The sequence below is a fragment of the Natrinema longum genome (assembly GCF_017352095.1).
Lineage (GTDB): Archaea > Halobacteriota > Halobacteria > Halobacteriales > Natrialbaceae > Natrinema > Natrinema longum.
Window position 1 is genome coordinate 1,489,349 of sequence record NZ_CP071463.1, and the last position, 12,815, is coordinate 1,502,163.

At 61.0% G+C, this 12,815-nt stretch carries 8 protein-coding genes, 1 tRNA gene and 3 rRNA genes; 5 read left to right on the forward strand and 7 right to left on the reverse strand.

Going from position 1 to position 12,815, the window contains the following annotated elements:
- Positions 1-28: 28 nt before the first annotated feature.
- Positions 29-304 carry a PadR family transcriptional regulator gene (locus J0X27_RS07470; protein ID WP_207271745.1) on the reverse strand — a complete coding sequence of 92 codons (276 nt, stop codon included), beginning with the start codon at positions 302-304 and terminating at the stop codon, positions 29-31.
- A gap of 227 nt (positions 305-531) precedes the next feature.
- Between J0X27_RS07470 and J0X27_RS07475 the strand changes: the two genes are divergently transcribed.
- Entirely contained in the window at positions 532-1,110 is a 579-nt protein-coding gene (locus J0X27_RS07475; protein ID WP_207271746.1) for an NUDIX hydrolase, read from the forward strand.
- Between the two features lie 116 nt (positions 1,111-1,226).
- Here J0X27_RS07475 and J0X27_RS07480 read toward each other — a convergent pair whose 3' ends face one another.
- Together J0X27_RS07480 and J0X27_RS07485 are read right to left on the reverse strand one after the other, a co-directional pair.
- Complete coding sequence (locus J0X27_RS07480) at positions 1,227-2,321, reverse strand: hypothetical protein (protein ID WP_207271747.1); 1,095 nt, start codon at positions 2,319-2,321, stop codon at positions 1,227-1,229.
- A 193-nt stretch (positions 2,322-2,514) separates the two neighbouring features.
- Positions 2,515-2,706 carry an HVO_0649 family zinc finger protein gene (locus tag J0X27_RS07485; RefSeq protein ID WP_207271748.1) on the reverse strand — a complete coding sequence of 64 codons (192 nt, stop codon included), beginning with the start codon at positions 2,704-2,706 and terminating at the stop codon, positions 2,515-2,517.
- Between the two features lie 106 nt (positions 2,707-2,812).
- On the opposite strand from J0X27_RS07485, the gene J0X27_RS07490 reads away from it, so the two are divergent.
- The 4 genes from J0X27_RS07490 to J0X27_RS07505 all read left to right on the forward strand — a co-directional run bounded on the left by J0X27_RS07490 (position 2,813) and on the right by J0X27_RS07505 (position 8,914).
- Positions 2,813-4,699, forward strand: a complete 1,887-nt coding sequence (locus tag J0X27_RS07490) for a bacterio-opsin activator domain-containing protein (RefSeq protein ID WP_207271749.1) — start codon at positions 2,813-2,815, stop codon at positions 4,697-4,699.
- Positions 4,700-4,809: 110 nt separating this feature from the next.
- A complete protein-coding gene (locus J0X27_RS07495; RefSeq protein WP_207271750.1) occupies positions 4,810-4,995 on the forward strand; it encodes a DUF1328 family protein in 186 nt (61 codons plus the stop codon).
- A 269-nt stretch (positions 4,996-5,264) separates the two neighbouring features.
- Positions 5,265-7,193: an aldehyde ferredoxin oxidoreductase family protein gene (locus J0X27_RS07500; RefSeq protein WP_207271751.1), complete on the forward strand. Its 1,929-nt coding sequence runs from the start codon at positions 5,265-5,267 to the stop codon at positions 7,191-7,193.
- 374 nt (positions 7,194-7,567) lie between these two features.
- Entirely contained in the window at positions 7,568-8,914 is a 1,347-nt protein-coding gene (locus J0X27_RS07505; protein WP_207271752.1) for a ribonuclease J, read from the forward strand.
- A 120-nt stretch (positions 8,915-9,034) separates the two neighbouring features.
- Here the strand turns inward: J0X27_RS07505 and rrf (J0X27_RS07510) are convergent.
- The 4 genes from rrf (J0X27_RS07510) to J0X27_RS07525 all read right to left on the reverse strand — a co-directional run bounded on the left by rrf (J0X27_RS07510) (position 9,035) and on the right by J0X27_RS07525 (position 12,697).
- Positions 9,035-9,156: ribosomal RNA gene (rrf, locus tag J0X27_RS07510) — 5S ribosomal RNA — on the reverse strand.
- 69 nt (positions 9,157-9,225) lie between these two features.
- A 5S ribosomal RNA gene (rrf, locus tag J0X27_RS07515) occupies positions 9,226-9,347 on the reverse strand.
- A gap of 129 nt (positions 9,348-9,476) precedes the next feature.
- Positions 9,477-12,397, reverse strand: a 23S ribosomal RNA gene (locus J0X27_RS07520).
- A 228-nt stretch (positions 12,398-12,625) separates the two neighbouring features.
- Positions 12,626-12,697, reverse strand: a tRNA-Ala gene (locus tag J0X27_RS07525).
- Positions 12,698-12,815 lie beyond the last annotated feature (118 nt).

Here is a 12,815-nt window from a genome sequence, read left to right on the forward strand (position 1 = left end):
ACGACACGCGAGAGAACAGAGCCAGAAGTCAGACGTCGACGTACTGGTCGACCCACTTCTGGCGGCGCTGGAGCGCGCGTCGGCCTTTCGGCGTCAGCGCGTAATAGTTCGTCCGCCGATCGAGCGCTCCTTTCTCGACGAATTCCTTCTCGACGAGCGTGTCGAGGTTCGGATACAGCCGACCGTGGGTGACCGGCTGGTCGATATAGCTATTGATGTCGTCGAGAATCTCCTGCCCTGACGGCCGGTCTTTCCCTGCGATCACGTACAACAAGTCACGCTGGAATCCAGTTAGCTGATCCATGGATCACCCTCTGAATGACGACCTTCACCACGCCGTGGCTTTGTTATAGGGCTGGTACGGGCACCTCACAACCGGAACGCACCGCATAGGAGACGGCCGGTGGCGTCCCACGGCACTCGACGTGTGCGAACGGACGAGCGGCCGTGCCGCCGAGAGGGCCGGTAGCGTCCACGCTCGAGTCCGTATATGACGCGGCGTTTTTGACGCTCACCGCCGTACCGTCCGCTATGCCAACCGACCCACTCGCCTGGGAGACGGGCGAGCGCCGAGTAGCCTACTCCTGTCCGGGATTCGATGTCGTTAACGAGTCCGTTCGACTTCCCGATGGAACCGAATCGGAGTTCGACTATCTCTCGGAACCCGCGAGCGTCTGTATCCTGCCGTTTACGCCCGACGGAACCGTCGTCTGTATCGAAGAATGGCGACAAGCCGTCGCGCGGATCAGCCGCGGGCTCCCCGTCGGCGGGGTCGAACCGGACGACGAGGATCTCGAGGCCTCGGCACGCCGGGAGCTCGCCGAGGAGACCGGCTACGAAGCCAACGAACTCGAGCCACTGGTGACCGTCGAGCCGGCAAACGGGATCGCCGACGCCGTCTTGCATTGCTTCGTCGCTCGTGGCTGCCGGCCGACCGCCGAACAGCAACTCGATCACAACGAGAGCATTCGCGTGACCGAGCGATCGCTCGCGGACCTGACCGACGCGGTGGCCGACGGCGAGATCCGCGACGGCCGGACGGTTCTTGCCCTCTCGTACTATCGGTTGTTCGACGAGGAGAGCGGCCCGGACGGCGAGAGGAATCGTTGAACCGAGTTACGTGCCAGCGGGCGTTCACTGACTCAACGAGACGATAGCGCTCCGCGGAAACAGACCGATACCGCCGCGCCGACTCGCCGTGAGTGGAAACGGCTCACTCGTGTCGGTCAGCCGAGTCCGCCGAGCGACGCCGTTTCGTTCATTGTTTCGTTTTCACTCTCATTTATCGTCTCGTTATCACCCTCGCCCATCGTTTCGTTCATTGTCTCGTTATCACCCTCGTCCATCGTCTCGTTTCCTTGTGCGGGCCCGGGAAGTTCCTGGATTTGCTCGGTTTCACCGACGGTAACCGTGTCGGCCGAAACGTTGTCGATCGTCATCGACCCAGCCGAGAGCAACGGAATCGTCTCGCCCGTGGTCGTCTCGTTTTCGGTCGCCAGGGTTTCGTTCTCGGTCTCGTTCTCGGCCGTCTGGGCCCCGTCCCCCTGACTCTCGAGGCTGCCGATCGTCATCGACTCGACCGTGATCTCGTCGACGTCGAACTGTTCGACGGTTAGCTCCTCGACCGCCTGCGTGCTGGCGTTCTGACCGGCGGTTTCGTTCGTTTCGCCGTCGTCACCGTCGCCGCCGAACAACCCGCCGACGAAGTCGGAGATACCCGAGAGGATTCCCCCGCCGTCGTCTTCGACGGTCAGCTCGTCGATCGTCAGCCGATCGGTCGTCATCGACTCGATCGTCACGTTCTGGACGGAGAGGTTGTCGGACTCGGCATCGACCAGCTGATCGACAGCGGTCGACGACTCGTTTTCGCCGTCGTCCTCGCCTTCGGCGGCCGTTTCGTTGTCACCGGCCGTGCCGTTACCGCCCCCGAGTTCCTCGATGGAAACGTTCTCCAGTGCTAGCGTCTCGAGGGAAACATCCGACAGCAGTATTCCGGAGGCTTGGTCGTCCGCGGAGTCGTTCCCTGCGGACTGATTGTCCCCGTTGGATTCGCTCTCGTTGAGTTGCTGTCGGAGCTCCTCACCGCCCTGTCCCTCCAGTTGCTGAACGCTGAGTTCGTCGATCGTCGCGTTCTCGATCGTCACGTTCTCGAGTTCGAGCGTGCCGACCTGTACGTTCTCGAGCGTTGCGCTCGTGTCGCTCATGTCTCCGGCATCGTCGTCCGCAGCCGTGGTCGCGCCACCGACGAGGGCGGGACCCCCCGCGAGCAGGACCACCAGCGCGACGAACGCGACACCGAGTGTTCGCGGTTGTGAAACCATACGGGCCGACGTACAGCCGTTGTCGGGCTAAAACGGGACGACTGTTACGAGATTGTGCGTTCCCAAGAACGTGTTTTCTCGGGAAAAAAGAGTTTACGAGCGTTGAATCGAGCGTTGACGGGGAAGTCGACGTCGCGTCCGCTCCTCGAACGCCTGGCCCATGGCGGGCGGAGAAATCGGTTACCTCGGACGATCACTCGAGGCGAAGTTCCCTCGTCTCGACGGCGTCGCAGGTCGGGCAGACGAACTGGTATCGGACCCGACTGCCCGATGCAGTGACGCGCCAGCCGCCGTCAGTGTCGACGTACCCACACGCCGGGCAGCGAAGCTCCGAATCGTCGAACTTCTCTCGAAGTTGCTCGAACGGCGATCTATGTACTGACATGTGATATTGTACACCATGGCACTATATAACACTCTAGCCTGCGCGCCGACGGGTGGCCTGTTGTCCAATCATAACCGTTCTTAGGCAGCCGACCGTAGGAACAGCCATGGACGATGTCGACACGAAACGTGGTGGCACCATCGGGGACGCTTCGGGGGCGGTCCGGGCCCTCGAGCACGTCGTCGATCCGGTCGTGGCGGTTGCCGGGGGAACGATCACGTACGCGAACGAAGCCGCCCGGGACGCGTTCGACCTCGGCGACGCTGATCGGGATGCGGCAACCGCACTCGGCACGCACTGGGACCGGCTCCACACGATGATCGACGAAACGACGGTCGGTACCGCCCGGAAGGTCGACTTCGACGACGCCGGACGCGTCCGTATTCATCGAGGGGCAAACGGCGCAACGATCACGTTCGATGGCGGCGTGGCCGAAGCCGAGAGCGATACCGACGAGTCGCCCCCGACGACGGGCGTAAGCGATCGGCTGGTCAAGGATCGCGCGCTCGAGGAGGCACCCGTCGGGATCACTATTTCGGACCCGGACCTCGAGGACAACCCGCTCGTGTACGTCAACGCCGCCTACGAGGAGATGACCGGCTACGAGTTCGACGAGGTCGTGGGCCGGAACTGTCGGTTCCTGCAGGGACCGGACTCCGACGAGGGGGCCATCGCCGAGATGGCGGCAGCGATCGACGAGGATCGGCCGGTTACCGTCGAACTCAAGAACTACCGCAAGGACGGCACCGAATTCTGGAACGAAGTGACGATCGCCCCCGTTCGAGACGAAGACGGTCGCGTGACCAACTACGTCGGGTTCCAGAACGATGTGAGCGCGCGCAAGGAGGCCGAAATCGCCCTCGAGAAACGGACCGAAGAGCTCGAGTACATCCTCGATCGCGTCGAAGGGCTGATCCAGGACGTCACCTCCGTCGTCGCCGGCTCCACCGACCGCTCGGAACTCGAGGCCGAAGTCTGTGCCCGGATCGCCGCCGAAGAGGCCTACGAGGGGGCCTGGATCGGCGAACACAATCCTGCGACCGGCACGATAGACGTCCGCTCGAGTGCGGGCGTCTCACCCGAGGGGCTGCCGGCCGACGGGGACCACCCGGTCGCACGAACGCTGTCGACGAACGACCGCACCGTCGAGACGGTCGGTGGGACGACTCACGCCGCGTTTCCGCTGTCGTACAACGGAATCGAGTACGGCGTGTTGACGGTCTGTATGGATCGCAGCCGTCCAGTCGACGACCGGGAGACCGTCATCCTCTCCGCGCTCGCCCGCGCGGTCGCCAGCGGAGTCAACGCCCGTGAAACGAGCCGAATGCTCGCAACGGACGCGGTCGTCGCCGTCGAACTCGACCTGACGGATCGCACCCTACCACCGGTCGCGCTTTCGGCCGACGCCGACTGTCGGCTGGAGTACCGCCGTTCGGTCCACCGAACCGGCGACGAGACGGCGTCGCTGTTTACCGCCACCGGCGCGAGCGCCGACGAGATCGTCGCTGCCGTCGACGGACTGTCCGACGTCGACTGCAGCATCATCGTCGAGCGTGACGAGGAGTGTCTGATCGAACTGACCGGTGCCGACGACTTCGTCGGCTGGCTCTCCGAGCGCGGCGTCCGCACGGAAGCCATCGAGAGCGAGAGCGGCCGAGCGCGCGTCACCCTGGAGATCCCCCGCTCGGCGAACGTTCGCTCGGTCGTCGAGGCGATCGAAGACCGGTATGCGGGAACCGACGTCCTCTCGTTCCGACAGCGCGAGCGCGACCCCGAAACCCGCCAGGAGTTCGCCGCTCGCCTCGAGGAGGCGCTGACCGACCGCCAGTTCGGCGCGTTACAGCGAGCCTATCTCGGCGGCTACTTCGAGTGGCCCCGACCGACGACCGGTGAGGAGCTCGCCCAGTCGATGGGCGTCTCGCGGCCAACCTTCCACGAGCACCTGCGGACGGCCGAGGCGAAACTGTGTCAGGCATTCCTGGGGGACACCTGATGCATCGCTCGACGACGGTCACGGCTCGAGACCTGTAGTCACGGCTTAGCCACGGGAACGGTTTCGGACGGTCGCCGGTGTTTATCTATCTCGTCGTGGGAGAGACTCGTATGCTTACGCTTGCAACTCCGCTTCAGGCCGGCGGCGGGTTTCTGTACTGGGCGATCATCTTTTTCGTCCTCGCAATCGTTGCCGCTGCCGTGGGTGCCCGCGGCGTCGCCGGGATCTCGATGGAGATCGCGCGGATCTTCGTGTTGATCTTTATCATCCTCGCGGTGGTCGCACTCCTCCTGTAGCCGCACCGTCCGGAGTCCGTTCGTGGAAGAGCATGCTGGGACGACAGTGACCGGTGACGACGAGACGTGACCGACGAGTCGGCGTGAGTGATGACGGTTACGCTTTTGCAGTTCTTTCCGGACTCAGCGGAAGGTACCACAGAATTAACGGCCGTCTCATCCCGCGATATTTCGAGTGACCGGAGCGCCGATCGTACAACTGGTTTCGGTTACGTAGGGTTGGGAACGACTAACAGCCTGGAGGTCGTAGATAAGAACGAGCGTTTACCATGACTGAACTCGGCGGATTTCAAGACAGGGTCGCCCGCATCGATCTCTCGGACGGGGAGGTCGCCTACGAGTCGATCGACGACGAGGACGCGAAGAAGTATATCGGTGCGCGGGGGCTGGGGGTAAAGTACGTTTTCGATCAAGGACCGGACGTCGATCCGCTCGGACCCGACAACCTGCTCGCGTTCATGAACGGGCCGCTGTCGGGCACACAGGTCACCATGAGCGGCCGGATCGCCGTCTGTACGAAGTCGCCGTTGACCGGCACCGTCACCGACAGCCACCACGGCGGCTGGTCGGGAGCCCGACTCAAGTGGGCCGGCTTCGACGGCCTCTGCTTCGAAGGGCAGGCCGACGACCCGGTCTACGCCGTCGTCGAGGACGGCGAGGTCGAACTTCGGGACGCATCCCACCTCTGGGGGAACGGCTTTCACGAGACGCGGGACGCGATCGAAGACGAAGTCGAGGGCTCCTACGGGAAGAATCTCAGTATCATGGGGATCGGCCCCGGCGGCGAGAACGGGGTCAAATACGCCTGCATCATGAACGAGGACGATCGCGCCTCCGGCCGGGGCGGGACCGGCTGTGTGATGGGGTCGAAGAACCTCAAAGCGGTCGTCGTCAAATCCACGACCAAGATGCCGAAACCGGCCGATTCGGAGACCTTCAAGGAAGGTCACCAGCAGGCGATGCAGGCTATCACGGAGTCGGAGGTCACCGCACCCAACGAGGGCGGGCTCTCGATGTACGGCACGAACGTCCTGATGAACATCGGCGAGGAGATGGACGGCCTCCCGACGAAGAACGGGAAATACACGTCGACGAAGAGCATGCGCGAGGCCGAAGGCGTCGACATCGACGCCGAGCGGGTCTCCGGTGAGAACGTCCGCGAGAACATCCTCGTCGACGAGCCGACCTGTCACTCCTGTCCGGTCGCCTGCAAGAAGGAAGTCGAAGTGACGGCGATGCACAAAGGCGAGGAGATGAACGTCCGGACCGAATCCTACGAGTACGAATCGGCCTACGCCCTCGGCCCCAACTCCGGCCACACCGACCGCGACAAGATCGCCCTCATGCTCGAGCGCTGTAACGACATGGGCCTCGACACCATCGACGCCGGCAACATGATGGCGATGGCCATGGAGATGACCGAGGAGGGCAAACTCGAGGGCGTCGGCGAACTCGAGTGGGGCGACACCGAGACGATGATCGACATGATCGAGCGGATCGCCCGCCGCGAGGACGAGTTCGCGGATCTGCTGGCCGAGGGGCCACGCCGGGTCGCCGACCGGAAAGACGCCCACGAAAACTCGCTTGCGGTCAAAGGCCAGACGATCGCCGCCTACGACCCGCGCTGTATGAAAGGCATGGGCATCGGCTACGCCACTTCGAACCGCGGTGCCTGTCACCTGCGTGGGTACACGCCCGCCGCGGAGATCCTCGGCGTTCCCGAGAAGGTCGACCCCTACGAGTACGAGGGCAAAGGCGAACTCACCGCCCAATTCCAGGACCTCCACGCCATCAGCGACTCGTTCGACATCTGCAAGTTCAACGCCTTCGCCGAAGGCATCGAGGAGTACGTCCTGCAGTACAACGGCATGACCGGCCGCGACGTCACCGAGGAAGAACTCCTCGAGGCCGGCGAACGCGTCTACAACCTCGAGCGATACTACAACAACCTCAACGGCTTCGACGGGGCTGACGACTCGCTGCCAGCGCGCTTCCTCGAGGACGGCATCCGCGGCCAGGGTGCCAGCGAGGGTGAGTACTGCGAACTCGACGAGATGAAGGCGGAGTACTACGAGCACCGCGGCTGGGTCGACGGCGTCGTCCCGGACGAGAAACTCGACGACCTCGGAATCGACATCGGGCCGGGCACGGGCGTCAGTGCCGACGATGGTGCTGCAGCAGCACCCAGCGACGACTGATCGACGGCACTGAACGCCGATCGCGGAATACCGGGTTCCGCCGGGCGATCGGTACCACTGTCGACCGATTCGCTCGCTGTGTGGCCATCGCTCTCCGTGAAACCCAGAACTACTTACGTCACGAGAGTCGTTATTCTACTAACCGAAATAGGCGCCGTCCGTGGCGCAGTTGGGACTCCCCGTTCGCTTCGAACGAGTGGAGCCCCACGCCTGCTGCAGAATCGACTCCGGCACAGTTTCCGGCACATTCCTGCAGTCAACGCGTGGAAGGGCACCCCCACAACGTGATCGATACGTACTCACGTTTCGAGATGCCCCCCAGTAGCCGTTCTGGCTACGTACTGTCCACAGGACTGCTATGATCGGCCCCAGCTATGGAAATTGAAATTGCAACGATTGGCGGTTACGAGGAAGTCGGCCGACAGATGACGGCTGTCCGCGCCGGTGACGACATCGTGATCTTCGACATGGGACTGAACCTGTCGAAGGTCCTGATCCACGACAACATCCGAACCGAAGGCATGCACAGCCTCGACCTGATCGATATGGGAGCCATTCCCGACGACCGGGTCATGAGCGACCTCGAAGGTGACGTCAAAGCGATCGTCCCCACTCACGGCCACCTCGACCACATCGGTGCGATCAGCAAACTCGCACACCGATACGACGCACCCATCGTCGCGACGCCGTTCACCCTCGAACTGGTCAAGGGAGAACTCGAGGAGGAAGGGAAATTCAATACCGAAAACGACCTCGTCAAGATGGACGCCGGCGAAACAATGTCGATCGGCGACTCCGGCGCAGTCGAACTCGAGTTCGTCAACGTCACCCACTCGATCATTCAGGCAATCAACCCGGTCCTCCACACGCCCGAAGGCGCGGTCGTCTACGGGCTCGACAAACGGATGGACCACACGCCAGTCATCGGCGATCCGATCGATATGGAGCGGTTCCGCGAGATCGGCCGCGAGGGCAACGGCGTCCTCTGTTACATCGAGGACTGTACCAACGCGAACAAGAAGGGCCGAACGCCCTCGGAAAACGTCGCCCGCGAACACCTCCGGGACGTCCTCTACAGCATGGAGGACTACGACGGCGGCATCGTCGCCACCACCTTCTCGAGTCACATCGCCCGCGTGAAATCGCTGATCGAATTCGCTCGCGACATCGATCGCACGCCGATCCTGCTCGGCCGCTCGATGGAGACCTACTCCGGTACCGCAAAACAGATCGGGGTCGACTTCCCCTCCGACGTCGAGATGGTCGGCTACCGTCAATCCATCGAACAGACCTTCGAGCGAATCATGAACGAAGGCAAGGAGAACTTCCTCCCCGTCGTCACCGGCCATCAAGGTGAGCCTCGAGCAACGCTCACACGGATGGGTCGTGGCGAAACCCCCTACGAACTCGAGGACGGTGACAAGGTCGTCTTCTCCGCTCGCGTCATTCCGGAGCCGACGAACGAGGGGCAGCGCTACCAGGCCGAAAAGCTACTCCGCATGCAGGGCGCGCGGATCTACGACGACGTCCACGTCTCTGGTCACCTCTGTCAGGAGGGCCACTACGAGATGCTCGATGCACTGCAACCCGAGCACGTCATCCCGGCTCACCAGAACATGAGCGGCTTTTCGGGATACGTCGATCTGGCCTCCAATCAAGGGTACAAACTCGGACGCGATCTCCACGTGACCTCGAACGGAAACGTCATCCAGTTAGTATAGACCGCGAAGCGGGTGCAGTTATTTTACGTCCCGGATAACTTGTAGTAGCGGCCGGTGCTGTCGCTGTCTCGAAACAAATACGAAAACCCACACAGCAGTTGCTGTGTGGGTTGAAATGAATGGGAGCGGCGAATCGGATTTCCCAGAGGGTCGCCCACTCCAGTACTCACCGAAACGTAGGCGAGCTTATCTTCCGTGTTCGAGATGGGTACGGGAGGTCCCTCGCCACTGTGGCCGCTGTAATGCCGATCGGCGGAATCGAACCGCCGTCAGACCACGATCGGTCGGTCGACCGTATTGGTCGATATGAGTGGTGGCGGCGAAACGGATTTCCCAGAGGGTCGCCCACTCCAGTACTCACCGTAACGCAGGCGAGCTTATCTTCCGTGTTCGGGATGGGTACGGGAGGTTCCTCGCCGCTGTGGCCGCCGTAATGCCGATCAACGGAATCGAACCGTCGTCATTCCAATATCGGTCGGTGTGTCCAAGACCGTAGTATACGTGTAGTCCAGTTTGCGTCCGGACCCGTTCTCGCGTCACGGATCCAATGCGATGTAGTATGAATGTGTGGCTCGATCGATTAGTGCTCGCGGGCTCAACACCTCGTTGCCTTGGTGCGTACACCCCGAGTCTATCGAACTCGTCTTCTACGAGTGATCTCTGTGGTATCTCTTTTTCAGGTGGGTTTCGAGCTTAGATGCGTTCAGCTCTTACCCCGTGGTGCGTCGCTGCCCAGCACGTGCCCTTCCGGACAGCTGGTACACGAGTGGCACCCAATCGTAGTTCCTCTCGTACTATACGATCGTTCCCGTCAGATACCGTAACACCCCCAATAGATAGCAGCCGACCTGTCTCACGACGGTCTAAACCCAGCTCACGACCTCCTTTAATAGGCGAACAACCTCACCCTTGCCCGCTTCTGCACGGGCAGGATGGAGGGAACCGACATCGAGGTAGCAAGCCACCCGGTCGATATGTGCTCTTGCGGGTGACGACTCTGTTATCCCTAAGGTAGCTTTTCTGTCAGCAATTGGCCGCATCAAGCAGCCTAATTGGTTCGCTAGACCACGCTTTCGCGTCAGCGTCCGTCGTTGTGCCGGACACTGTCAGACTTCCATATGCTCTTGCGCTCTTTTCCGCGTCTCCGACGCGGATGAGGAAATCTTGGGGCGCGCCCGATATCTTTTCAGGCGCGTACCGCCCCAGTCAAACTGCCCGGCTACCAGTGTCCTCCGCCAGGAGTGAGAGTCGCAGTCACCATCGGGTAGTATTTCAATGCTGGCTCGGTGGCCCGCTAGCGCGGGTACCTGTGTACCGCCTCCTACCTATGCTGCACAATGGCGACCACGTCTCAGTGACAGCCTGCAGTAAAGCTCTATAGGGTCTTCGCTTCCCCTTGGGGGTCTCCAGACTCCGCACTGGAACGTACAGTTCACCGGGCCCAACGTTGGGACAGTGGCGCTCTCGTTGATCCATTCATGCAAGCCGCTACTGAAGCGGCAAGGTACTACGCTACCTTAAGAGGGTCATAGTTACCCCCGCCGTTAACAGGTCCTTCGTCCCCTTGTACGGGGTGTTCAGATACCTGCACTGGGCAGGATTCAGTGACCGTACGAGTCCTTGCGGATTTGCGGTCACCTATGTTGTTACTAGACAGTCGGAGCGCCCGAGTCACTGCGACCTGCCTCTTCGCGAGGCAGGCATCCCTTATTGCGAACGTACGGGACTAACTTGCCGAATTCCCTAACGTCGGTTGATCCCGACAGACCTTGGCTTTCGCCGCCATGAGTACCTGTGTCGGATCTCGGTACGGACAGTGTGCTCGCCTTTTCACGGGCTCTGGGTAGACCTGACTTACGCGATCCTGCCATTCGAACGCTTCGTGCCATTACGGCTTCCACGCTCTTCGACAGTTCGACCGGGCGAAAGCCCGGCTCAGGCGGCCCCAAAGCGTCAGCTTTGAGTGCACACTGGCATAGGAATATTAACCTATTTCCCTGTTGTCTGCTTCGACTTACGGGCAGACTTAGGACCGGCTAACCCTCAGCTGATCAGCATTGCTGAGGAACCCTTACTCGTTCGGCCGTCGGGGTTCTAACCCGACTAACGCTGCTACTATGACCAGGATTTTCGTTACTGAACGGTCCACACGAAATCTCTTCCGTGCTTCCACCCGAACAGAACGCCAACCTACAAGATTGCGGTGTGAGCCGCACTGCTAGGTCTCGGTGGTAGACTTGAGCCCCGATCATTTTGGGCGCCTCAAACCTCGGCCGGTAAGCTGTTACGCTTTTCTTAGAGGGTAGCTGCTTCTAAGCTCACCTCCCGGCTGTCTAGGGCTTGAGACCACCTTCGATCGCACTTAGTCTACACTTGGGGACCTTAACCCAGCTCTGGGTTGTCTCCCTCACGGTACACAGGCTTACCCCGTGCACCGGACTCCCTGCGTCAAACGGCGTTCGTAGGTTCGGAGTTGGACAGGGGGGCGCACTCCTCTCGGAGTGCGGTCCCCCAATCCGTCGCTCTACCCCACGAACTACCTCGGCAGAGGTCATGCTTCGACATGTTTCGGTTGGAACCAGCTGTTTCCGGACTCGATGGGCCTTTCACCCCTACACAAAGGTCACGAGAGGGTATTGTAGGACACCAACTCTAACAGACTTCCACGTGCCTTTCGGCACGCTTCATCTTGCCCTTGCGTAGATCGTCCGGTTTCGGGTCGTGCCCGTTTGACTCCCCGCGCTTGAACACGGTGGCCCTGGTGCAAAGCACTGCGGCCATATCGGTTTCCCTACGCCTTCCTCGATAATCGAGTTAGACTCGTCAAACAGGCACACTCCCTGGTTCGTTTTTCAAAACGTACGACAGAACACCGGCTTCCCAAACTGCTTACTACAGGTTCGCACCTGATTCATTATGTCCGGGACCTTGTGTGCCCTGTCGCTCCATCGCCAACTGATTTCACGCCCTATTGCACCTCCCTTCGTGGGGTGCTTTTCAGCGTTCGCTCACGCTACTTGTTCGCTATCGGTCTTGAGGAGTGTTTAGTCTTCGCGGTCGATGCCCGCGATATTCACGAGGGATATCCAACCCCCGATACTCTGGGACTGACGCACAGCATACTCGTCGACGGTACGGGACTGTCACCCTGTTTCGTGCTCTATTCCAAGAGACTTCGCGTCGCGTTTCCGCTGATGAGAGTCAGCCCGAACACCACATTGCCCGTGAAGGCTTCGGTTTGGACTCTGTCGCGTTTATTCGCCATTACTAACGACATCGCGTTTGCTTTCTTTTCCTGTCGATACTAAGATGTTTCAATTCTCGACGTTCCCCATTGCGCGAAGCAATTGCGGTGGGGATTCCCATTCGGAAATCCTGAGTTCTTCGCCTCCGTGCGGCTCCCTCAGGCTTATCGCAGCTTGGCACGTCCTTCATCAGCTCTCAAGCCGAGCGATCCACCAGCTGGCACAGTAGCCACGTTCATCGGATCGGCAGTCGTAACGGATGTTACAACCACGTAGTGACCCGGGAACGGGTCCAGTGGACGCCTGGACTACACGTACACACGGTCTCATCTGCACGCCGTAGACGCGGCATGCATTAACCCTTCCCACCCGCGTTTACACGGGGTGGTGCATCGGTTCGTTGTTCGGATTAGATCGAAATCGGCTAACCCACTTAAGGGGCACGATTCGATCGTCCTCCGAGACATGGACCCACAGGGATTCGAACCCTGGGCATCCTCCTTGCAAAGGAGGCACTCTACCACTGAGCTATGGGCCCACGTCCACCCTCTCGGGCGGACAGAGCGTATCATGTTAGCCTCGGTAGTTCAAAGGTGCCCGATCGGCCAGACGCTGGTCGATCGAACGTGAAACCGCTAAGGTGGGCTGGGGCGACG